At 66.0% G+C, this 22,956-nt stretch carries 20 protein-coding genes; 3 read left to right on the forward strand and 17 right to left on the reverse strand.

Annotated elements, in window-relative coordinates; genetic code table 11:
• Window positions 1-438: 438 nt before the first annotated feature.
• From gshB to KW835_RS09750, 7 genes are all read right to left on the reverse strand, one after another.
• Entirely contained in the window at window positions 439-1,395 is a 957-nt protein-coding gene (gene gshB / locus KW835_RS09720; RefSeq protein ID WP_218382169.1) for a glutathione synthase, read from the reverse strand.
• 145 nt (window positions 1,396-1,540) lie between these two features.
• A complete protein-coding gene (locus KW835_RS09725; protein ID WP_218382174.1) occupies window positions 1,541-2,728 on the reverse strand; it encodes a benzoate/H(+) symporter BenE family transporter in 1,188 nt (395 codons plus the stop codon).
• A gap of 126 nt (window positions 2,729-2,854) precedes the next feature.
• On the reverse strand, window positions 2,855-4,723 hold the full coding sequence (locus tag KW835_RS09730; RefSeq protein WP_218382175.1) for a potassium transporter Kup: 1,869 nt from the start codon (window positions 4,721-4,723) through the stop codon (window positions 2,855-2,857).
• A gap of 388 nt (window positions 4,724-5,111) precedes the next feature.
• On the reverse strand, window positions 5,112-6,407 hold the full coding sequence (gene gshA / locus KW835_RS09735; RefSeq protein WP_218382176.1) for a glutamate--cysteine ligase: 1,296 nt from the start codon (window positions 6,405-6,407) through the stop codon (window positions 5,112-5,114).
• A 189-nt stretch (window positions 6,408-6,596) separates the two neighbouring features.
• The gene (locus tag KW835_RS09740; RefSeq protein WP_218382177.1) at window positions 6,597-8,063 is read right to left on the reverse strand and encodes a TrkH family potassium uptake protein; all 1,467 of its coding nucleotides are present in this window, start codon (window positions 8,061-8,063) and stop codon (window positions 6,597-6,599) included.
• 199 nt (window positions 8,064-8,262) lie between these two features.
• A complete protein-coding gene (trkA, locus tag KW835_RS09745; RefSeq protein ID WP_218382178.1) occupies window positions 8,263-9,726 on the reverse strand; it encodes a Trk system potassium transporter TrkA in 1,464 nt (487 codons plus the stop codon).
• Window positions 9,727-9,786: 60 nt separating this feature from the next.
• A complete protein-coding gene (locus KW835_RS09750) occupies window positions 9,787-11,067 on the reverse strand; it encodes a glutamate-5-semialdehyde dehydrogenase (RefSeq protein WP_218382179.1) in 1,281 nt (426 codons plus the stop codon).
• A gap of 93 nt (window positions 11,068-11,160) precedes the next feature.
• On the opposite strand from KW835_RS09750, the gene KW835_RS09755 reads away from it, so the two are divergent.
• Window positions 11,161-11,439 carry a hypothetical protein gene (locus KW835_RS09755; RefSeq protein ID WP_218382181.1) on the forward strand — a complete coding sequence of 93 codons (279 nt, stop codon included), beginning with the start codon at window positions 11,161-11,163 and terminating at the stop codon, window positions 11,437-11,439.
• 84 nt (window positions 11,440-11,523) lie between these two features.
• Here KW835_RS09755 and holA read toward each other — a convergent pair whose 3' ends face one another.
• Window positions 11,524-12,579 carry a DNA polymerase III subunit delta gene (holA, locus tag KW835_RS09760; RefSeq protein ID WP_218382183.1) on the reverse strand — a complete coding sequence of 352 codons (1,056 nt, stop codon included), beginning with the start codon at window positions 12,577-12,579 and terminating at the stop codon, window positions 11,524-11,526.
• 251 nt (window positions 12,580-12,830) lie between these two features.
• Between holA and rocF the strand changes: the two genes are divergently transcribed.
• The gene (rocF, locus tag KW835_RS09765; RefSeq protein ID WP_218382184.1) at window positions 12,831-13,781 is read left to right on the forward strand and encodes an arginase; all 951 of its coding nucleotides are present in this window, start codon (window positions 12,831-12,833) and stop codon (window positions 13,779-13,781) included.
• Between the two features lie 183 nt (window positions 13,782-13,964).
• Here the strand turns inward: rocF and lptE are convergent, their stop codons facing one another.
• From lptE to KW835_RS09795, 6 genes are all read right to left on the reverse strand, one after another.
• Window positions 13,965-14,465, reverse strand: a complete 501-nt coding sequence (gene lptE / locus KW835_RS09770) for an LPS assembly lipoprotein LptE (protein WP_218382185.1) — start codon at window positions 14,463-14,465, stop codon at window positions 13,965-13,967.
• Window positions 14,466-14,570: 105 nt separating this feature from the next.
• Window positions 14,571-17,282 (reverse strand): leucine--tRNA ligase, encoded by a 2,712-nt coding sequence (gene leuS / locus KW835_RS09775; protein ID WP_218382186.1) that lies wholly within the window; start codon window positions 17,280-17,282, stop codon window positions 14,571-14,573.
• A 129-nt stretch (window positions 17,283-17,411) separates the two neighbouring features.
• On the reverse strand, window positions 17,412-17,894 hold the full coding sequence (locus tag KW835_RS09780; protein ID WP_218382187.1) for a biopolymer transporter ExbD: 483 nt from the start codon (window positions 17,892-17,894) through the stop codon (window positions 17,412-17,414).
• Between the two features lie 20 nt (window positions 17,895-17,914).
• Window positions 17,915-18,595: a MotA/TolQ/ExbB proton channel family protein gene (locus tag KW835_RS09785; RefSeq protein ID WP_218382188.1), complete on the reverse strand. Its 681-nt coding sequence runs from the start codon at window positions 18,593-18,595 to the stop codon at window positions 17,915-17,917.
• Window positions 18,596-18,598: 3 nt separating this feature from the next.
• The gene (gene dapB / locus KW835_RS09790; RefSeq protein ID WP_218382189.1) at window positions 18,599-19,432 is read right to left on the reverse strand and encodes a 4-hydroxy-tetrahydrodipicolinate reductase; all 834 of its coding nucleotides are present in this window, start codon (window positions 19,430-19,432) and stop codon (window positions 18,599-18,601) included.
• 55 nt (window positions 19,433-19,487) lie between these two features.
• Window positions 19,488-20,048 (reverse strand): outer membrane protein assembly factor BamE, encoded by a 561-nt coding sequence (locus KW835_RS09795; RefSeq protein ID WP_218382190.1) that lies wholly within the window; start codon window positions 20,046-20,048, stop codon window positions 19,488-19,490.
• A 90-nt stretch (window positions 20,049-20,138) separates the two neighbouring features.
• Between KW835_RS09795 and fur the strand changes: the two genes are divergently transcribed.
• Window positions 20,139-20,555 carry a ferric iron uptake transcriptional regulator gene (gene fur / locus KW835_RS09800; protein ID WP_218382191.1) on the forward strand — a complete coding sequence of 139 codons (417 nt, stop codon included), beginning with the start codon at window positions 20,139-20,141 and terminating at the stop codon, window positions 20,553-20,555.
• Between the two features lie 326 nt (window positions 20,556-20,881).
• Here the strand turns inward: fur and hprK are convergent, their stop codons facing one another.
• The 3 genes from hprK to hpf form a co-directional block, all read right to left on the reverse strand.
• Entirely contained in the window at window positions 20,882-21,838 is a 957-nt protein-coding gene (gene hprK, locus KW835_RS09805) for an HPr(Ser) kinase/phosphatase (RefSeq protein ID WP_218382192.1), read from the reverse strand.
• A gap of 36 nt (window positions 21,839-21,874) precedes the next feature.
• A complete protein-coding gene (locus tag KW835_RS09810) occupies window positions 21,875-22,342 on the reverse strand; it encodes a PTS sugar transporter subunit IIA (RefSeq protein ID WP_056166771.1) in 468 nt (155 codons plus the stop codon).
• Between the two features lie 110 nt (window positions 22,343-22,452).
• The gene (hpf, locus tag KW835_RS09815) at window positions 22,453-22,788 is read right to left on the reverse strand and encodes a ribosome hibernation-promoting factor, HPF/YfiA family (protein ID WP_056411430.1); all 336 of its coding nucleotides are present in this window, start codon (window positions 22,786-22,788) and stop codon (window positions 22,453-22,455) included.
• Window positions 22,789-22,956: the final 168 nt, after the last annotated feature.

The following is a 22,956-nucleotide window of genomic DNA, read 5'->3' on the forward strand; positions in this document are numbered from 1 at the left end:
CACTCGCCATCAAACGCCCACGCTTATCGGCTGTATGTTTTTAATGAACCGGATCACAAATCAGACCAGAGTCTTTCTTTGCTTTCCCGACTTAGCTGCGATCAGCTGAGCCTTGAATTCTAGCACAGTTTTTGAAGAACTGTCAAACTTTTGAAAACTTTTTTTGTTTTCATCACCGATCAAATTCTGCATCTCTCGACACAACCTCCGATCAGCGAAGCCTTGAATTATATACCGGTTTTTACACCGCAATCAACTCAAAACCAAACTTTTTTCCCCGCAACCTTCAGATCCAACCAGCAACCAGAGCATTCGCCCCAACCACCACCCAGACCTCGACAACTCCTGCAATCTGCAGCAACTGTCTCAGTAGCGAAGCCCTCGACTATAGCACCGTTTCGAAGCATTGCGCAAGGGTTGAGAAGAAATCTCGCTTTCTTACTTGCCATGTGCAGCCATGGCCGCTTCCAGCGCATCAATGAAGAGCGCAGCGACATCGCATCCTGTCTGGTCGAAAATCTCCTGGAAGCAGGTGGGACTGGTGACATTGATCTCAGTCACGCAGTCTCCTATCACGTCCACGCCTGCCAGCAGCAACCCACGTTCATGCAGGATGGGCCCCAGTGCCTCGCCGATTTCCTGATCACGCGCGGACAGGGGGCGGGCAACACCTTTGCCGCCAGCGGCCAGATTGCCGCGCACTTCCGTACCTTGGGGGATGCGCGCCAGGCAGTAGGGCACGGGCTTGCCGCCGATGACCAACACGCGCTTATCGCCGTCGATGATCTCTGGCAGAAACTTCTGCACCATCACGCTTTGCGTGCCGTTGCGGTTCAGCGTTTCGGTGATGCTGCCTAGGTTCAGGCCGTCCGGCCCCACGCGGAAGATGCCCATGCCGCCCATGCCGTCCAGTGGCTTGAGGATGATGTCGCGGTGTTCTGCATGGAACGCGCGGATGTCCGCAGGGTTGCGCGTGACCAGTGTCGGCCCGATGAACTGCGGAAACTCCATGATGGCCAGTTTCTCAGGGTGGTCGCGCAAAGCCCGCGGCTTGTTGAACACCCGGGCGCCGTCGCGCTCTGCCTGCTCCAGCAGGTGGGTGGCGTAGAAGTACTCGCTATCGAAGGGTGGGTCCTTGCGCATCAGCACCGCGTCGAACTCCACCAGCGCCGCTGTGCGCTGGGGCTGCGCCTCGTACCAGTCGATGGCATCTCCCGTCAGGCGGATGTCGGTGACCTGGGCCACAACCTTGCTGCCGCGCTGCCAGGAGATGTGCTGCGGCTCACACACGGCCAACGCATGACCCCGGCCCTGGGCCTCGCGCATCATGGCGAAGGTGGTGTCCTTATAGATCTTGAAGCTGTCCAGGGGATCGGCAATGAAGAGCAGGGTCATGGTGTCGGGATATCAGAAAACGCTGGAGGGGTGCGCGGCCCGTGCAGGCCATGCCGTGTGTATCTATATATATATGTAGGGAAAGCCAATCCGGCGCGTCCCGAAACCGAGACGGTGCCGCTTCCGCTGCCGCTGGGCGGGGGCATCAAACCCCTCGGGCCGGTGCGCGCCTGTACTGTTGCACAAATAGCGCAAAGCTGCCCGCGACCACACCCCAAAAGGCAGATCCGACGCCGGCTATTACCACGCCGCTCAGCGTGACCAGAAAGGTGATCAATGCCGCCTCGCGGTGCTGCTCGTCCCGGATGGCCACGGCCAGGCCATTGCCGATGGTGCCAAGCAGGGCCAGGCCGGCGATGGCGATCACGAGTTCTTTGGGAAACGCCGTGAGCAGACCGGTGATCACCGCGCCGAACAGGCCGATAGCGACGTAGAGCGCGCCGCAAGAGACAGCCGCCGTATAGCGGCGCCGGCGGTCCTCGTGCGCCTCGGGGCCCATGCACATGGCGGCGGTAATGGCACTGAAGTTCAGCGCAAATGCGCCGAACGGCGCCAGGACCAGCGTCGCCAGCCCCGTGAGCGTGATGAGGCGGGAGATCGGCAGGTCGTAGCCCGAGGCACGAATCACCGCCACGCCCGGCAGGTTCTGCGAGGCCATCGTGACCACGAACAGCGGCAACGCCAGGCTGATGGCGGCCGCGAGGCTGAACTCAGGCGCTGTGAACACCGGCATCGCGAGTTCCAGGTGCACGGCAGACCAAGCCATCTGCCCCTGCAGGGCCGCAAAGACGACGGCGACCGCCAGTGTTATGACCACCGCGTAGCGCGCCGCAAACTTGCGGGCAAAGAGGTAGACGACCAGCATGGTCAGTACCAGCGGCAACGCCGTCTGCGCCGCCGCAAACGCCTGCAGCCCGAACCGCGCCAACACACCGGCCAGCAGCGCGGCAGCGATCTCCATGGGAATGCGGTTCATGACGCGCTCGAACCACCCGGTCATCCCCGCCAGCGCGACCAATGCAGCGCTGACCATGAACGCACCCACCGCCTCGCCCATGCTGAAGCCGCCCGCCAGGCCCGCAGTGGCCAGCACCGCAGCACCCGGCGTGGACCAGGCAATCATCACGGGTTTGCGCAGCAGCAACGACGGCACCAGCGAGCACAGCCCCATGCCCAGGCCCAGAGCCCACATCCAGGAGGTGATCTGCGCCGGCGTGGCACCGAAGGCCTGTGCGGCCTGGAACACGATGGCGACGGAGCTCGTGAAGCCCACCAACACCGCCACGAAGCCCGCAGTGAACGCCGACAGGCTCAGGTCTTTGAAGAATTGCATGGCATGAATTCTGGCACCCAGATCTGAGCACCACGATTGCTATGCTTTATATAGCTACCAGCGCTTACGGGGAAAGCGCTGGAGGCCAAAACTCACAAATCCAGACGGTATCCCGACTCGCCGCAATCAGATTTCGATCTTGGAGCCCAGCTCAACCACCGCGTTGTTTGGCAGGTGCAGGAAATCCGCCGCGCCGCTGGCGTTGTGGTGCATCTGGGCAAAAAGCTTCTCGCGCCAGGGGGCCATGCCGCTGCCGATGGTGGGGATGACGGTATCGCGGGAGAGGAAATAGCTCGTCGTCATGGGTTCGAGTTCACAGCCACGGCCCCGCAGCAGCTCCAGCGCGCGCGGCACATCGGGGTCGTTCTTGAAGCCGTAGTGGATCACCACCTGCCAGCAGTCGTGGCCCAGCGACTCGACCTGCAGGCGCTTGTCCAGCCCGATCCAGGGCGTCTCGTGGTTGTGCACGGTGACGAACAGGTTCTGCTGGTGCAGCACCTTGTTGTGCTTGAGGTTGTGCAGCAGCGCATTGGGCACCGCGCCGGTCTCTGCGGTCAGGAACACAGCCGTGCCTTCCACCCGCGTGGGCGGGCTGATGAACACGGACTCCAGGAAGTCCTTGAGGTCGATGGCATCCGCGCGCAGCTTGTCGTTGAGCAGTCGGCGCCCTTCCTTCCAGGTCATCATGAAGGAGAACACGATGCCGCCGATCATGAGCGGGAACCAGCCACCCTGAAAGAGCTTGAGCAGGTTGGAGGCAAAGAAGGCCAGGTCCACCACGAAGAAGCAGCCCGTGGCGGCGATGCACAGCGCGAGCGGGTAGCCCCAGCCGTAGCGGATCACGAAGAAGGTCAGGATGGTGGTGATCAGCATGTCCAGCGTCACGGCGATGCCGTAGGCGGCGGCCAGGTTGCTGGACGAGCGGAACATCACCACTGCCAGCACGATGGCCACAAACAGTCCCCAGTTGACCAACGGCATGTAGATCTGGCCCGTGTCGCGCACGCTGGTGTGCTGGATGTTCAGGCGCGGCAGGTAGCCGAGCTGGATGGCCTGCTTGGTCACGCTGAAAGCGCCGGTGATGAGCGCCTGCGACGCGATCACCGTGGCCATGGTGGCCATGACGACCAGCGGGATCAGGGCCCAGTCAGGCGCCATCATGTAGAACGGGTTCTTGACGGCCTCGGGCTCGGCCAGCAGCAGCGCGCCCTGGCCGAAGTAGTTGAGCGTGAGCGCCGGCATCGCCACGCCGAACCACGCCAGGCGGATGGGCCGCTTGCCGAAGTGCCCCAGGTCGGCGTACAGCGCCTCGGCGCCGGTCACGCACAGCACCACCGCACCCAGGATGATGAAGCTGGTACCCGGGTTGGCCCACATGAAGCCCAGCGCATGGTGCGGGCTCAGCGCCCACAGGATCTCGGGGTGCCCGACGATGTGCGAGACGCCCAGGGCCGCGATGCTGATGAACCAGATCAGCGTGATGGGCCCGAAGAACTTGCCGATGCCGCCCGTGCCGCGCTTTTGCACGACGAAGAGGCAGAACAGCACGACCAGGGTGAGGGGGATCACATACTGCTTGAAGTGGGGGGACACCACCTCCAGCCCCTCCACCGCGGACAGCACCGAGATGGCGGGCGTGATGACCCCGTCGCCATAGAACAGCGACGTGCCGAAAATGCCCACGCCCAGCAGCAGCGCGCGCAGCCGGGGCTTGTCCTTCACGGCCTGAGAGGCCAGGGCGAGCATGGCGATGAGCCCGCCTTCACCGTGGTTGTCGGCCCGCAGCACCAGCACCACGTACTTGAGCGACACGATGACCGTGAGCGTCCAGAAGAAGATGGAGAGGATGCCGTAGATGTTGGCCTGGGTGAACGGCACGTGGCCCGACCCGAACACCTCCTTCATGGCATACAGCACGCTCGTGCCGATATCGCCATACACAACACCGATGGCGCCCAGCGTGAGCGCTGCGAGCGATGATTTGGAGCTTTGCACTGACCAGCCCCGCGCCGGATCTGGCGGGGTTCCGTTACTTTTGGGAACGCTATTGTGCGCCTGTGCCCCCCGCCGCGTCTGGAGGGCTTGCACTATGTTGCAGCGCAGCAACTCGTCGGTGATTCACGGCTTGGCAGCGCACCGCAGACATGGCATGGCCGCAACGGCAGCGCCACGCAAGCCTTCGACAGGCTCAGCCCGAACGGTGTGAACGGTGTGGAGTTATTGCGCGCAACTCCGTCACAGCGATCCATTGCGTTGCGCGCGCCACCCAGGTGCATAAAACTGGCGCGGCCAAGGCCAGTGCACCCGTGGAATTGGCTTTGCCAGGCCACGGGGTGCGTCCCCCGTGGGGAAGGCGCGCAGCGCCTCAGGGGGGCCATTCACCTCAGTCGTAGACCTCGGCGTCGGGGTTGGTGGCCTCCAGTTCGTAGCTGGCGGCCAGCATGGCCAGGCGCGCCACCACGCCGTACATGTAGAAACGATTGGGCGCGCTCACACCGGGGCGCACGCCGGGCTGGGGCATGTGGGTGCTGTGCTCGAAGGCCAGTGGCACAAAGCTCGCTCCCGGGGCGTTCAGGTTCTCGTCCACGCCGCGCTCGGCATGCATGCGGTAGAAGCCGCCGACCACATAGCGGTCCATCATGTAGACCACGGGTTCGGCCACGGCCTCGTGCACCCGCTCCTGCGTCAGCACGCCTTCCTGGATGATGAGGTCGCTGACCGGCTGGCCGTCCTTGATGACCGCCATCTTGTTCCTGGTCTTGCGGTTGACCGCGTCCAGCTCCTTGGCATCGCGCACGGTCATGATGCCCATGCCGTAGGTGCCGTTGTTGGCCTTGACGATGACGAAGGGCTTTTCGTTGATGCCGTATTCCTTGTACTTGCGGCGCACCTTGGTCAGCAGCGCATCCACCGTGGTCTGCAGCTTGTCCATGCCTTTGTCCTCGGCAAAGTCCACGCCGTCGCACTGGCTGTACATGGGGTTCACGAGCCAGGGGTCGATTCCCAGCATCTTGCCGAAGCGCTTGGCCACCTCTTCATAGTTCTTGAAGTGGGTGCTCTTGCGGCGCACGCTCCAGCCCGCGTGCAGCGGGGGCAGCAGGTACTGCTCGTGGATGTCTTCCAGAATGCCGGGCGGGCCGGCGGAGAGATCATTGTTCAGCAGGATGGTGCAGGGGTCGAAGTCCTTGAGGCCCAGACGGCGCTTGGTGCGCACCACGGGCTCCAGCGTCACGGTGTCGCCGTTGGGCAGCTCGATCAGCGTGGGCTTCTTGATCTCGGGGCTGATGGAGCCCACGCGCACGTTCAGGCCCGCCATGTTGAAGATGCGCTGCAGCTGCACCACGTTGGCCAGGTAGAAGGTGTTGCGCGTGTGGTTCTCGGGAATGATCAGGAGGTTGCGCGCCTCGGGGCAGATCTTCTCGATGGCAGCCATGGCGGCCTGCACGGCCAGGGGCAGCATCTCCTTGGTCAGGTTGTTCCAGCCGCCGGGGTACAGGTTGGTGTCCACGGGCGCCAGCTTGAAACCCGCATTGCGGATGTCCACCGAGGTGTAGAACGGCGGCGTGTGCTCCATCCATTCCAGCCGGAACCAGCGTTCGATGGCGGGCATCGAGTCGAGAACGCGCTGTTCGAGTTCGTTGATCGGCCCCGTGAGGGCCGTGATGAGATGCGGAACCATAGATGCCCTCGGGAAGCAAATTGCGGACGAATTGTAGGGATTTGGGGCCGCCTTCCGGTTTCGCAAGGCGCCCCGGCACAAACCGGGGCCTTCCATTTCCAATTCGCTCGTGTCCAGGCGCGAAGCCGCAGGCAGTGCTGTAGCACGACAAGGCGAAGCAACGACGACACGGTGGATCGAGAAATGGAATCAGCGGCGCCAAAAGGCCGGCGTGAGCAGGGCCATGAAACTCAGAATCTCCAGCCGCCCCAGCAGCATGGCCAGTGTGCACACCCAGATCTGAAAATCGGTCAACACCGCGTAGTTGGACGCGGGGCCGACACTGCCCAGCCCCGGCCCCGCGCAATTCACGCTGGCCAGCACCACCGAGAACGCGGTCACCGGATCCAGGTCGGTCAGCAGCATCACCATCGACAGGCCAAAGACAGTGCCGCCATACACGAGCATGAAGGCCAGCACCGAGAAAATGACCCGGTTGTCCACCACGCCGCTGCCCAGCCGCACTGGCTGCACCGCGCGCGGGTGGACCAGGCGGTTCATCTCGCGGCGCGCCTGCTTGACCAAAATGAGCATGCGGACCATCTTGATGCCCCCACCCGTCGAGCCCGCGCTGGTGGCCACGCCCGACAGCAGCAGCATGAACACGGGCGCAAACACCGGCCAGGCGAGATAGTCCACCGTGGCATAGCCAGTGGTGGTGGCGAGCGACACCAAGTTGAACATGCCGTGGCGCAATGCCTCCAGCGGCGCATACACGCCTTTGGCCCACAGCAGCAGCGCCACCACCAGCCCACCGCCGATCAGTGCAAACAGCGTGGCACGCAGCTCCGGGTCGCGCCAGAAACCGCCCCAGTGGCCCTTGCGAAACGCCACGAAGTACAGCGCAAAATTGCAGCTGGCCACCAGCATGAAGAAGATGCAGATCGCCTCCAGCAGCGGCGACTGGAAGTAGCCAAAGCTCAGGTCGTGCGAGGACAGCCCCCCCAGGCTCACGGTCGTGAACATGTGCATCAGCGCATCCAGCGGCGCCATGCCCGCCGCCCAGTAGGCCAGGCCACACAACGCCGAAAACAGCGCATACACGCCCCACAGCCCCTTGGCCGTGCCGGTCATGCGTGGCGTAAGCTTGGTGTCTTTCAGCGGCCCCGCCGCCTCCGCCTTGAACAGCTGGCTGCCGCCCACGCCCAGCAGCGGCAGCACGGCCACCGCCAGGATCAGGATGCCCATGCCGCCCATCCACTGCAAAAAGGTGCGCCACACGTTCACCGACACCGGCAGCGCATCCAGCCCGGTGAGCACTGTGGAGCCCGTGGTGGTCAGCCCCGATACCGCCTCAAAATAGGCATGCGTGAAGGACAGCGGGTGCCCGGTGTGATGCCCCGCCAGCATCAGCGGCAGCGTGGCCGAAAGCGGCAAAAGCGCCCACACCAGCGACACCAGCATCACGCCGTGGCGCGGCTGCAGCTCCTGCCTGAACAGCCGCAGCCGCCACCACAGCCACGCGCCCACCGCCATGGTGGCGGCCATGGCCACAGGGTACACGTGCCAGACCCCGTCGCGCGTCCACAGCGACACGGCCAGCGGCACCCCCATCGACAGCGAGAAGATCATGACCAAGATGCCCAGCACACGCAGGACGGGAAACATGTCCGTCATGGCCGGCGCCCTGGGCCCATGGCCGCCAACATCGCATGCAGCTGCCGATACTGGCGCAGCCCAGGCGATGGCCGCCGCGCAAGGGCCGCCGCGCTGCACAGCCGGCGCTTCACCTCCGTGCGCTGGCGGCATCCCCCTGCCCGCAGTGCGCAGCGCTGCGAGAGCGGGGGAAAGGCGCGAAGCGACTCAGGGGGGTGCATCAAAAGAACGTCGCGCTCACGCGGAACAGCTTTTCCACGTCGCGCACCAGCCGCTTGTGCGGCAGGAAGAAGACCACGTGGTCGTTGCTCTCGATCACGGTGGAGCTGCGCGGGATGATGACTTCGGGCTCTCGCAGGTCCTGCGGCGCCCCTTCGGCAGCGCCGTGGGCGTCGGGCAGGCCGCGCACGATCAGGCCCATGTGCACGTCGCGCGGCAGTTGCAGATCGCTGACCTTGCGACCCACCACGCGCGAGCTCTTGCGGTCGCCGCGCGCCACGATCTCCAGCGCCTCGGCCACGCCCCGGCGCAGGCTGTGCACCGCCTGCACGTCGCCCTGGCGCACATAGGCCAGCAGCTCGCCCAGCATGGCCTGCGCGGGCGACAGCGCAATGTCGATCTGCGTGCCGTGCATCAGGTCGGCGTAGCTGCGGCGGTTGATGAGCGCCAGCACCCGGCTGGCGCCCATGCGCTTGGCCAGCAGGCAGGACATGATGTTGTCCTCGTCGTCGTCGGTGAGCGCGAGGAACAGGTCCACCTCTTCGATGCCCTCGTCGCCCAGCAGATCCTCGTCGGTGGTGTCGCCCTGCAGCACCAGCACGTCGGTGGGCAGGGACGACGCCAGCTCCACGCAGCGCTCCGCGTGGTCCTCGATGATCTTGATGTTGTAGCGCCCCGGCGCCTGCGCCAGCTGCCGGGCCAGGCGCAGGCCCACGCGCCCGCCGCCGGCGATCATGATGCGGCGCACGGGCTTGGAGGGCTGGGCGTGCGGGCGGTGCAGGGCACCCAGCACATCGGCAATGCGCTCCTGCGCGGCCAGCACGAAGACCTCGTCGCCGGGCTCGATGCGAGTGCGGCCATCGCAGGCGATGAAGCGGTCGGGCTCGTCGGGAAAGCGCCGGTAGATGGCCACCATGCGCATGGCCAGCTCGGGCGCCTTCTCGCGCAGGTCGCCGATGGTGTGGCCCACCATGGGCGCACCCACGCGTGCGCGCACCGACACCAGGCAGGCGCGGCCGCCGGCGAATTCACGCACCTGCATGGCCTCGGGGTAGTCGATGAGCTTGGCGATGTAGCGGGTGAGCGATTCCTCGGGGCAGATGATGCGATCCACCGCAAAGCCCTCGGGCCCCACCAGGCGCTCCTCGCCTTCAAAGCCCGTGGAGCGCACGCGTGCGATGCGCTTGGGGATGTTGAACATCAGCTGAGCGATCTTGCAGCACACCAGGTTGGTCTCGTCCTGCGCGGCGCAGGCGATCAAGAGGTCGGTGTCGTGCGCGCCGGCCTCGGCCAGCACGTTGGGCTCGATGCCGCTGCCCACCACACCGCGCAGGTCGTAGCGCGACTCCAAGTCGCGCAGGCGCTCGGCATCGGTGTCGATGACGGTGATGTCATTGCGCTCGGACACCAGGCTGTCCGCCACGCTCTGGCCCACGCGGCCGGCTCCGAGGATGATGATTTTCATGTGTTTTTGATGGCTACCGCTTGATCAGCAAGCGCCATCAGCTATCAAAACAAGAGCAAATCAAGCCCGGACTTCGCCATCACCCAGCACCACATACTTGAGCGAGGTCAGCCCTTCCAGCCCTACCGGGCCGCGGGCGTGGAATTTGTCGGTGCTGATGCCGATCTCGGCGCCCAGCCCATACTCGAAGCCGTCGGCAAAGCGTGTACTCGCATTCACCATCACGCTGGCCGAGTCCACCTCGCGCAGAAAGCGCTGGGCATGCACGTGGTTGGTGGTCAGGATGGCGTCGGTGTGGTGGCTCGAATAGTGGTTGATGTGGGCGATGGCTTCATCCACGCCCGCCACGATCTTCACGCTGATGATAGGTGCGAGGTATTCCTCGCTCCAGTCCTGCTCCGTGGCCTGGGCCAGTTGGGCGCCGGCCACGCTCTTCAAGATGGCCAGCGACTCGGGGCAACCGCGCATCTCCACGCCTTTGGCGGCATACACGGCGCCGATCTTGGGCAGGAAGTCGGCCGCCACACCGCGCGCCACCAGCAGGCCTTCGCTCGCGTTGCAGGGGCTGTACTTGTTCGTCTTGGCGTTGTCGGCCACCTTCACCGCCATGGCGACGTCGCAGGGGTCGTCCACATAGGTGTGGCAGTTGCCGTCCAAGTGCTTGATGACGGGCACCTTGGCATCGCGGCTGATGCGCTCGATCAGGCCCTTGCCGCCGCGCGGAATGATCACGTCCACGAACTGCGGCATGGCGATGAGCTGGCCCACGGCCTCGCGGTCGGTGGTCTGCACCAGCTGCACCGCGTCCTGCGGCAGGCCGGCCTCGGCCAGCGCCTGCTGTACCAGCCTGGCCAGCGCCTTGCTGGAATCGATGGCTTCGGAGCCGCCGCGCAGGATGCAGGCATTGCCGCTCTTGATGGACAGCGACGCGGCCTCGATGGTCACGTTGGGCCGGCTCTCGTAGATCATGCCGAACACGCCGATCGGCACACGCATCTGCCCCACGCGGATGCCGCTGGGCTGCTGCTTCATGCCCAGGATCTCGCCAATGATGTCGGGCATGGCGGCCAGCTGCTCGCAGCCTTCGGCACAGGTCTCCAGCACCTTGGGGCTGAGTTTGAGGCGGTCCACCATGGGCTCTGCCAAGCCGGCGGAGCGGGCACGGTCCAGGTCCCGGGCGTTGTCGACCTGCAGCGCATCCACGTTCTCGCGCAGCAGCCGGGCCAGGGCCTTGAGCGCTTTGTTTTTGATAGCTGCCGGCGCTTTGGCCATCAGCGCCGAGGCCGTTTTGGCCTGCAGGCCGAGGGTGTGCGTGTATTCAGCGACGTTGAGGGCGTTCATCCGGCGATTTTGCCGCAGATACCCTCTGTGCGGCCCACCGAGCGCCTGTTACCCTTGCCACCCCGCCGCCATCCCATGCATCCACCGCCGCCCATGACCCGCGCCCACCTGCTCCAACCTGTCCACGACGCCCTGGAAGCCTTCAGCCAAGGCGCGCTGTCGGCGTCCGCCCTGAGCACCACCGCCCGCGCCCAGACCGACCTGCTGGCCGCCCTGCCCCCGCGCTACACCGAGGTGCTGCACGGCCTGCTCGACCGGCTGGAATCCAGCGCGCTGTTCTCGGAAGAAAGCTGCTCGTTCAGCCAGAAGGATCTCGTCGCCAACCTGGAGATGTGGGCGGACAAGGCGCGTGGCGTGCTGGACCCCGCCTGAACATTACTACTATTTTGATAGCTGCCAGCGCTTGATGGACAAGCGGTAGCGGCTATTTTTATCTGAAACCAGGTGCAGCGCCGGTCACCGCGCCGCCTGCGTCAGCCGGCACACCTGAAACGCCAGCCGCTGCAGCGCCTGCCAGCCGTTCTGCGGCCAGTCGGGCACCTTCAGGCCCTTGACGATGCCGTCCACCGTGTGGGCCGACTGCAGCAGGCGTGCCAGGGCGGCGTCGCTGGCCTTGGGCAGGATGCGCTCATACAGCTTTTCCTTGGCTCCCCAGATGCGGTTCTCGCGCAGGGCCATGGGCAGGGGGCGGCCGGCGTTCATCGCGTCCTTCACGCGCTTCAAGGCGCGGATGTCCTCGGCCAATGCCCAGTGCACCAGCACTTCGGCCTCGCCCTCGGCCTGCAGGCCGTCGAGCATGCGCTGCACGCGGGCAGTCTGGCCCGACAGCACGGATTCGGACAGCTTGAACACGTCGTAGCGCGCCACGTTGAGCACTGCCGCCTCGACCTGCGCCTGCGTCAATTCTCCCGCCGGGTGCAGCAGCGCCAGCTTGCTGATCTCCTGGTGCGCGGCCAGCAGGTTGCCCTCCACGCGGTCGGCAAAGAACTGCAGCGTGCGCTGGCCCTCCTCGCCGGCCACCACGCGCTGGCCCTGGGTGGCCAGGCGCTGGGCGATCCACTGCGGCAGCATGCCGCGCTCGATGGTGTCGATCTGGATCGACATGCCGTTGGCTTCCAGCGCGGCAAACCACGCGCCGGTCTTCGTGGCCTTGTCCAGGCGCGGCAGCATCACCAGGGTGAGCGTACTGTCATTGCCCCGGGAGGATTCGGCCACCTGCTGCAGCGCCACGCTGCCGTCCTTGCCGGGCTTGCCCGAGGGGATGCGGATCTCCACGATCTGCTTGTCGGCGAACAGGCTGAGGGACCCGCCCGCCGCCAGCACGGCGCTCCAGTCGAAGTGGGCGCCCGCCACCGTGTAGCTGCTGCGCTCCGTGTAGCCCTGCGCGCGCGCCGTGGCACGGATGGCGTCCGCCGCCTCCTGCTGCAGCAGGGGTTCGTCGCCGTGCAGCACATACAGCGGCGACAGGCCCTTTTGGAGGTGGGTGGAGAGTTGGGCCAGGGCGAGTTGCATGCGGCAAAGTTTATCGCCTTGGATCCAGTCACGGCCTCTGGACGGGCCGTGACCGGGGCCTCGGACGCCCGGCCAGCGGGCACGCACTGCGCAGATCGCCAGCGCCAGCCCGCAGATTGCACAGCGCACGCGCTGGATGGTGCAGCTGTCCGGCTTTTCATTGGCGCGCGCTGCGCAGACAATCCCGCCACCACGGCGCACCCCGACACCGGATGCCCAGACCCCTTCAGCTCCCCACAAAGGCTTTGTTCATGACCCCCTCGCCCCACCCCACGGCGCCCGCCATCAGCCTCATCGGCGCCCCCACCGACGTCGGCGCCGGCGCACGCGGCGCCTCCATGGGGCCTGAAGCCCTGCGGGTGGCCGGCCTGCAGCCTGCGCTGGAGAGCCATGGCCTGACCGTGGTCGACCGGGGCAACCTCAACGGCCCCGCCAACCCCTGGCAGCCGCCCGACGCAGGCTACCGGCACCTGGCCGAGGTGGTGGCGTGGAACCAGCATGTGTTCGATGCCGTGTACGCCGAACTGCAGCAGGGCCACCTGCCCATCCTGATGGGCGGCGACCACTGCCTGGGCCTGGGCAGCATCAGCGCGGTGGCGCGCCACTGCCTCGACGTGGGCAAGACCCTGCGCGTGCTGTGGCTCGACGCGCATGCCGACTTCAACACCAGCGCGCTGACCCCCAGCGGCAATGTGCACGGCATGCCGGTGGCCTGCCTGTGCGGCTTTGGCCCGGCAGAACTCACGCAGCTGGCGGGCATGCCCGGCGGGCGCCCTGCCCTCACGCCCGGCCAGATCCGCCAGATCGGCATCCGCAGCGTGGATGCGGGCGAGAAGCGCTTTGTGCACGAGCAGGGCCTGGAGGTCTTCGACATGCGCTACATCGACGAGATGGGCATGCGCGCCACCATGCAGCAGGCTCTGGCCGGTGTGGACGAGAACACCCACCTGCACGTGAGCTTCGACGTGGACTTTCTGGACCCTGAAATCGCGCCCGGCGTGGGCACCCTGGTGCCCGGCGGCCCGACCTACCGCGAGGCCCAGCTGTGCATGGAGATGATCGCCGACAGCGGGCGCCTGGCTTCGCTGGACATCGTGGAGGTGAACCCGGCGCTCGATGTGCGCAACCGCACGGCGCTGCTGGCGGTGGACCTGGTGGAGTCGCTGTTCGGGAAAAGCACGTTGATGAGGCGGTCCCCCTGAGGCGCTGCGCGCCTCGGTGCTGGCCGCCAGAAGCGGCAGCTCTTCGGGCCGTCCAGCCCGGCGCAGCGGGGCGGCCCTTGCGCGGCCGCCCTCGCCCTGGGGCGCGTCAGTATCTACGGGCGGCGGCGAATTGCAGCGTCCATCCCGGTAGCGCGCAGCAGCACACTGCCGTTCAGAAATCGATCACAGCCTGACGACCGCCAGGCGCCGCAGCAGCTGCTGCACGATGTCGGTGCGCATGTTGCGGTACAGCAGCGCCTCTTCCGCTTCCTTGGCCAAGGCGATGGTTTCGTTGTAGCTGATGTCGCGCTGCTGCAGGATCTCGGTCTCGGGGATCAGCTCGGTGCCGGCGGGGGTGCGCAGGCGGAACTTCACGCGCAGGCGCAGTTGCAGCTCGCGCACCTGGCCCGAGGCGTTGAGGCCCACCACCACACGCTCCTGCTGCTCCTGCACCAGGTCCATGATGGCCTGGGCCGTCGTCAGGCCGGTCGCGTCGCGCAGTACCCGCAGCTTGCCACCCGAGCCTTCCAGCGTGCGCGCCAGCTCACGCGCCAGCGGCGAGGTCGCGGGCGCGACGATGTAGAGCGTCTCGAAACCGAACTCCGGCACGCCCCGCAGGCGAAAGCCGCAGCCCGCCAACAGAGCGGCAGGGGCGAAGGTCAGCAGCGTACGTCGTCTTTGCATTTCAGTTTTCCACGGCGCCGCGCGCCATCCAGGACCCAGGAAGACAGGGGTGCTCCCCGGGACGGGGCCGCATGGCCCGCAATGCCCTGGGAGTGCACCGGAACATCACACCACCACGTTCACCAGGCGGCCCGGCACGATGATCACGCGCTTCGGATGGGCGCCCGCCGCGTGCGCGGTGAACGCTTCGCTGGCCAGTGCCACGCGCTCGATCTCGGCCTTGTCGGCCTGGGCGGGCACGTGGATGGAGCCGCGCAGCTTGCCGTTCACCTGCAGCATGAGCTCGATCTCGTCCTGCACCAACGCGCCGGCATCGACCGCTGGCCAGGCCGCGTCGAGCAGGTCGCCCAGGTGATTGGCATAGCCCAGGCTGCTCCACAGGCTGTGCGCGATGTGGGGGGTGGCGGGATACAGCACGCGCAGCAGGATGCCGAAGCCTTCGATCAGCGCGACCTGGGCGCCTGCGGTATCGGTGGCCTTGAAGTCTTCCAGCGCATTGATCATCTTCATCGCGCCAGAGACCACGGTGTTGTACTGCATGCGCTGGTAGTCGTAGTCCACCTGCTTGAGCACGGTGTGGATCTCGCGGCGCAGGGCCTTGGCCTCCTTGCCGAACTCCACGTCATTCAGGCTGCTGGCGCTTGCCACGCTTGCGGTGGCCGCTCCCATATCCATAGCAGACAGCTTGACACCGAAGTTCCAAACGCGGCGCAGGAAGCGGTAACTGCCTTCCACGGCGGCGTCGTTCCACTCCAGCGTGGCCTCGGGCGGGGCGGTGAACATGGTGTACAGGCGGGCCGTGTCGGCGCCGTACTTGGCGATCAGGTCCTGCGGGTCAACGCCGTTGCGCTCGGTCTTGCCCATCTTGCCGACTCCGCCGTACTCCAGCTGCAGGCCCTGCGGGTACTGGCCCTCGGCCTCGGTCAGGCGGCCGCCCACGATGCGGCCCTGGGCATCGAGCACCTGCGTGACGGCTTCGGGCGGGAAGTAGTTCTTGCCGCCCTTTTCGTCGCGCCAGTAGTAGATGTGGTTGAGCACCATGCCCTGAGTGAGCAGGTGCGCAAAGGGCTCGTCCACCGTCACTAGGCCCAGGTCGCGCATGACCTTGGTCCAGAAGCGCGCGTACAGCAGGTGCAGGATGGCGTGCTCGATGCCGCCGATGTACTGGTCCATGCCGGCACCGCCGGTGGCGGCCTTCTGGTCGTGCATCCAGTAGGCCGTGCCTTCGCCCACCATGGCATCGCTCTTCTTGGGGTCGCAGTACCGCATGAAGTACCACGAGCTGTCCACGAAGGTGTCCATGGTGTCGGTCTCGCGGCGCGCGGCCTTGCCGCACACGGGGCAGGTCACGCCAGCGTGAAAGCCCTCGTGCTTGTGCAGCGGGTTGCCGGAGCCGTCGGGGATGCAGTCCTGCGGCAGCACCACGGGCAGGTCTTTTTCGGGCACGGGCACGGCGCCATGCTCTTCGCAGTGGATGATCGGGATCGGAGTGCCCCAGTAGCGCTGGCGCGAGACACCCCAGTCGCGCAGGCGCCAGGTGGTCTTCTTCTCGCCCAGGCCCTTTTGCTCCAGCGCATGCGCCACGGCGTTCACGGCGTCCTTGAAGGACAGGCCGCTGAAGCTGTCGGAATTGATGGTGACGCCGCGCTGCTTGTCGCCGTACCAGTCTTGCCACTGGTGGTAATTGAAGCTCTCGCCGTCGACCAGCACGACCTGCTTGATCTCAATGCCGTACTTGAGCGCAAAGGCGAAGTCGCGCTCGTCGTGCGCGGGCACGCCCATCACGGCGCCGTCGCCGTAGCTCATCAGCACGTAGTTGCCGACCCAGACCTCGACCTGCTCTTCGGTCAGCGGGTGGGTGACGAACAGGCCGGTGCGCAGGCCCTTCTTCTCCTGCGTGGCGAGCTCGGCCTCGGTGGTGCCGCCGTTCTTGCATTCCTCGATGAAGGCCGCGAGCGCGGGATTGCTCTTGGCGGCGTGCGCGGCCAGCGGGTGCTCGGGCGCCACGGCGCAGAAGGTCACGCCCATGATGGTGTCGGCGCGCGTGGTGAACACATACATCTTGCCGTCGCCGATGAGCGCGCCGTCGTCACCGCGAATGCCGTGCGTGAACGCAAAGCGCACGCCTTCGCTCTTGCCGATCCAGTTCTCCTGCATGAGCTTCACGCGCTCGGGCCAGCCGGGCAGCTTGTCGCCGGCCACGAAGTCCAGCAGTTCGTCGGCGTAGTCGGTAATCTTGAGGTAGTAGCCGGGGATCTCGCGCTTTTCGACCGTGGCGCCGGTGCGCCAGCCCTTGCCATCAATGACCTGCTCGTTGGCCAGCACGGTCTGGTCCACCGGGTCCCAGTTCACGACCTGGGTCTTGCGGTAGGCAATGCCCTTGTCCAGCATCTTCAGGAACAGCCACTGGTTCCATTGGTAATACTCGGGGTCGCAGGTGGCGACTTCGCGGCTCCAGTCGATGGCCAGGCCCATGGCCTGCATCTGCTGCTTCATGTACGCGATGTTCTCGTACGTCCACTTGGCAGGCGGCACACCGTTCTTGAGCGCTGCGTTCTCAGCCGGCAGGCCGAAGGCGTCCCAGCCCATGGGCATGAGCACGTTGTGGCCGTTCATGCGCAGATAGCGCGTGAGCATGTCGTTGATGGTGTAGTTGCGCACATGGCCCATGTGCAGCTTGCCGCTGGGGTAGGGCAGCATCGAGCAGGCGTAGAACTTCTTCTTGCTGGAGTCTTCCGTCACGCGGTAGGCGTCAGTGGCGGTCCAGTGGTCGTGTGCGGAGCGTTCGACGTCTTGGGGCGAATATTTGTCTTGCATGGGGGCTCGGGGTGAGAGGGGGGTGCAGCCGCGTGCGGTGCTGCGCTGGGCGGATTTTAGGCGGTCATGCGCCGGTCACAGCGGCGCGGCAGCGGCGGCACCAGCCTGCCCTGCCCGCCGCCCGCGGTTTCAGGGGGCCCGGGGTGGTCGCGCAGCCCCCGCCGGGCCGGTGGCGGATGGGGCGGATGGCGCCGAAGAGGGCGTGGGTTCGGCCACGAAACCGATGCGCTGCAGCCCGGCCAGGTGCGCCGCGCCCATGACCTCCACCACGCGGCCGTAGGGCACGGCGGCATCGGCGCGCAGTTGCACCTCGGTGTCGGGGCGCTCGGCGCCAATGCGGCGCAGGCGCTCGGCCAGCGCGGCCTGGCCCAGGGGCTGGTCGTCCAGATAGGCCTGGCCCCTGGCGTCCACCACCAGCGTGACGGATTCGGGCGCGGAGCCCGGGGTGGCGCCGTCGGTGCGCGGCAGGTCCAGCCGGATGGAGCTGGCCAGCAGGGGTGCTGTCAGGATGAAGATGACCACCAGCACCAGCATCACGTCCACCAGCGGCGTCATGTTGATGTCGCTGATGGGCTCTGGGCCCGTGGTGCGTTCGAGCCGTCCGAAAGCCATGGTGGTGCCCCCGTGTGCGTTCAGGCGGCGCTGGGGGCCCGCGCTGCAGCCTGTTCGGTCAGCAGCTCGCGCAGGTCGCGCGCAAAGCCTTCCAGGTCCGCCTCGATGCGGCCAATGAGGCGCCCGAACACGTTGTACGCGAGCACGGCCGGGATCGCCACGGCCAGGCCGGCGGCGGTCATGATCAGGGCCTCGCCCACCGGGCCAGCCACGCGGTCGATGGTGATCTGCCCAGCGCCCGCCATGGCGGTGAGCGCATGGTAGATACCCCACACCGTGCCCAGCAGACCGACAAACGGCGCCGTGGAGCCGACGGTGGCCAGCATTACCTGACCGAACTGCAGGCGCCCCAGCACGCCGTGCAACGCATCGCGCAGCACGCGGGTGAGCTGCGTGGAGAGGCTGCCCTGCGTGGCAAGACTGCCGGGTGCAGCCGTCGAGCCTGCTACGGAATTTGCAGCAGCCACCAGCGGAAGGACAAGCGCTTCCCGATCAAATGCCTGCAAGCGCTGGGATGCCAGGTCCAGCGAGGGCGCCTGCCAGAAGGCGGCGGTGCTGCGCGCCACGTCACTGCCCGCGCGGCGCATCAGGCGCAGCTTCCAGACGATGACGACCCAGCTGGCCACCGACATGGCCAGAAGCAGCAGGGCCGTGCTCTGCGTTACCGCATCGCCCTGGCGCCACCAGTGCAGCGCGTCCATGGTTCAGTGCAAATCGAGCACGTCGAACATGTCGAACATGCCGGTCTTGCGCTCTGCCAGGAAGCGCACCGCGCGCAGGCTGCCCTGGGCATAGCCGGCACGGTTGGAAGATTTGTGCGAGATCTCGATGCGCTCGCCGATGCCCGCGAACAGCACCGTGTGGTCGCCCACGATGTCGCCGCCGCGGATGGCCGCAAAGCCGATGCTCGACGGGTCGCGCTCGCCGGTCACGCCCTCGCGGGCGTATACGGCGCAGTCCTTGAGGTCGCGGCCCAATGCCTCGGCGATCACTTCGCCCATCTTGAGCGCGGTGCCCGAGGGCGCGTCCACCTTGTGGCGGTGGTGGGCTTCGATGATCTCGATGTCGTACCCAGTGGCCATGGCCTTGGCAGCCATCTGCAGCAGCTTGAACGTGACGTTCACGCCCACGCTCATGTTGGGGGCCATGACAATGGCGGTGTTCTGCGCGTGGGCCGCGATCTCGGCCTTTTGCTCGTCCGAGAAGCCCGTGGTGCCGATCACGGCCTTCACGCCCAGGCGGCTGCACACGGCCAGGTGGGCCAGCGTGCCCTCGGGGCGGGTGAAGTCGATCAGCACATCGGCATTCTTGAGGCCCGCGGCGATGTCGGCGGTGATGGCCACGCCGCTGGCATGGCCCAGGAAGGCCGTGGCGTCCGAGCCGATGCCGGGGCTGGCCGGCACATCGAGCGCACCGGCGAGGACCAGGTCGTCCGTGGCACGGATGGCTTCGATGAGCATGCGGCCCATGCGGCCGGAAGCGCCAGCCACGGCCACGCGGCACGGAGCGGTGGCAGCGGGGGTTGATGTCCCTGTCATGAGAGTCCTAATCGTTGGTGCAGCGGGGCCTGGCCGCGCGCTGCAGGGGGCCGGTTCAGCGCGCGGGCGCTTCAAGCGGCGGGTAGCTGATGGAGGCGGGCTCCAGCGGCGCCGCGGTGGGTGGCGTGGTGGGCCGCGCCGATGCAGGAAAGCGCGCAAGTTGCTCGGGCGTGGCCTCCAGCACCGGCACCTTGCCCTTGGACCCCTTGGAGCCCAGCGTGGCAACGAACTCGGTCTCGGTGGGCATGGTGTCGCCCTCGGAGCGATCGAGCGCATCGCCCTTGAAGAACACGGTCAGCTTGCGGGTCTGCGCCTCTTCGCCAGGGCGTTTGAGCGTGAACACGTACTCCCAGCGGTCCGCGTGGAACAGGCTGGTGAGCAACGGCGTGCCCAGAATCTCGCGGACCTGCTGGCGGCTCATGCCGGGCTGCAGGGCTTCGACCTGCTCGCGCGAGACGAAATTGCCCTGGACGACGTCGATCTTGTACGGGGTGACGATGTTGGCGATGCGTGTGCTGGCGCCATTGAAGCTACCGCACCCGGCCAGGGTGGCCACGCCGGCACCGATCAAAAGAACCAGGCCCAGGCGGGCGCTGCAAGTGGCTTTGACGGGCATGGATAAAAGGGCTGAGGATATGATCGCCCCATTGTAGCGGCTGGCCCCCCGGACCCCGGAGCCCAGGCCGGCATCCCGAAAGACCATGCCATGACCAACATCGACGAACTCAAAAGCACGGGACTCAAGGCCACGCTGCCCCGCCTGAAGATCCTGGAAATCTTCCAGAAGGGCGCGCAGCGCCACATGACGGCCGAAGACGTGTTCCGCGTGCTGCTGGAAGAGCGCTCCGACATCGGCCTGGCCACCGTATACCGCGTGCTCACCCAGTTCGAACAGGCCAGCATCCTGATCCGCAGCAACTTCGAGAGCGGCAAGGCGGTGTACGAGCTCAACGAAGGCCAGCACCACGACCACTTCGTGTGCACCTCGTGCGGCAAGGTGGAAGAGTTCTACGACGCCGAGATCGAAAAGCGCCAGCAGGCCGTGGCCAAGTCCAAGGGCTGGGTGGTGCATGACCACACCATGGCCTTGTACGGCCAATGCGCTGCTTGCGCTAGCAAGTAACTCCCCCTGATTCGCCTTCGGCGCCTTCCCCTCCAGGGTACGCGCCCGGTGGCCCGGCGGAGCCGGTTCCACGGGTGCACTGGCGTTGGGGGAGCGCCAGTTTTTGCGGTCTGGGGGGCTCTACTCTGGTGGGCCGTGCCGATGGGTGCGTTCGGGGGTGTGAAGTTCTTTGGCCCTTTGCCTTGGCGTGAGGGCGCACCCAGGGTCCGCGAATCCCGGCGAAGGTTCGGTGGGCAAAGGCACTCTGGCAGGCCCCATTGAGCCAAAACAGGCGCTACCGCTTATCCATCCAGCGCAAGCAGCTACCAAATCAATAGCAGTCGGACCTATCCACCCGTGTCGCGTTCCATCGCGCGGCGGTGGCGTTCGACGAATTCCTGGTAGGTGTCGATGCCACGCAGCTGCAGGATGGTGTTGCGCACGGCGGCTTCGACCAGCACGGCGATGTTGCGGCCGGCCACCACCTGGATCACCACCTTGAGCACGGGCACGCCCAGCACGTCCTGGGTGAGCGGCTCGTAGGGCAGGCGTTCGTAGTCGCGCTCCAGCGTTTCCTTGCGCACCAGGTGCACGATGAGCTTCAGGCGCATCTTGCGGCGCACCGCCGTCTCGCCAAAGATGGCGCGGATGTCCAGGAGGCCGATGCCGCGCACCTCGAGCAGGTTCTGCAGGAGTTCGGGGCACTTGCCTTCGATGGTGGTCTGGTTGATGCGGTAGAAATCCACCGCATCGTCGGCCACGAGACCATTGCCGCGCGAGATGAGCTCCAGGCCCAGCTCGCTCTTGCCCAGGCCCGATTCGCCGGTGATCAGCACGCCCAGGCCCAGGATGTCCATGAACACGCCGTGCATCGTGGTGCGGTCGGCAAAGTGCTTGGACAGGTAGGCGCGCAGCACGTCGATGACAAACGCCGACGACTCGTGCGTGGAGAACATCGGGATCTGCGCGCGCTCGCACATCGACACCAGGGCATCGGGTGCGGTCTGGTTGTCGGCCAGCACCAGCACCGGCGGCTCCAGGGTCACGATGCGGGCAATGCGTCGCTTGCAGTCGTCGGGCGATGCACTGCTCAGGTAGGCGATCTCGCGCTCGCCCAGGATTTGCACGCGGTAGGGGTGGATGTAGTTCAGGTAGCCGACGAGGTCGGCGCCGGAGCGCGCCGAGCGCACCGCCACTTCGTCGAAGCGGCGCTCGGAGGCGCCCAGGCCCGCGACCCATTCCCATTTCAGGGCGGCGCGGAATTCCTCGAAGAGGACGTCGGCGCTGACGACATTGGGCTTCACGGAGTGCTGGCGGTAGAAGGGTCAGCGCCAGCCGGCTCAGGCGGCCTGGGTGGACTGCCAGCCCGCGATCATGCCGTGCAGCTCGGCCGCGTCGGTACAGGACTTGAGCTTTTCGCGCAGAGCTGAATCGCTCAGCAGCTCGGCGATCTCGGACAGGATTTCCAGGTGTTTCTGCGTGGCCGCTTCGGGCACGAGCAGAAAGATCAGCAGGCCCACGGGTTGCTCGTCCGGCGCATCGAAACCGATGGGGTGCAGCAGCTGGAAGACCGCGGCCATGGGGGCCTTGAGCCCCTTGATGCGGCCATGCGGAATGGCCACGCCGTGACCGAGGCCCGTGGAGCCCAGGCGTTCGCGCGCGAACAGGCTGTCGGTGATCAGCGCGCGCGACAGGCCGTGCTGGCTCTCGAACAGGAGACCCGCTTCTTCAAAAGCACGCTTCTTGCTGGTGGCGTCAACGCTCACGAGCACTTGGGCGGAGGGCAGGATGGAGGCGAGTCGATTCATGGTCAAGGTAACAATTATGCACATCTTCGCGAAAACCCTGACTGCACGGCGTCAGGCAACAAAAAAACCGCCCAGTGGGCGGCTGCTGTGCCAGGCTCAGGGCTGGCGCATCACGCGTGCAGTTCGCGCTTGGCGGCTTCGTGGTGGTGATCCTGCAGGCGGTCCTTGTGGCGCACGACTTGGCGATCCATCTTGTCGACCAGTTCGTCCACGGCAGCATACAGGTCGGAATGCGAGCTTTCGGCAAACAGGTCGTTGCCCTTCACGTGGATGTTGCATTCCGCTCGCTGCCTCTTTTCCTTCTCCTTCTGCTTCTCTACCGTCAGCAGTACCTTGACATCGACAACTTGGTCAAAATGGCGGGTGATCCTATCCAGCTTGGTGGTGACGTAGCTGCGCAAGGCCGGGGTAACTTCGAGATGGTGACCGCTGATCGTCAAGTTCATAGATAAGTCTCCTGTAACACTCTCGGTGAAAAATGCCGTCCTGGATCAGAGGAGCGGCTCGGGAACTTGGATGCATCCGTTGACGTGAGTTCACTATGCCCCTGCCCTCACTGAAAAGCAATCCCATACCGCCCCTGCCTGCTGGGTTATGCCCGCCAAGGTGCCAAG

The sequence above is a fragment of the Acidovorax sp. sic0104 genome, assembly GCF_019219095.1.
Lineage (GTDB): Bacteria > Pseudomonadota > Gammaproteobacteria > Burkholderiales > Burkholderiaceae_C > Acidovorax.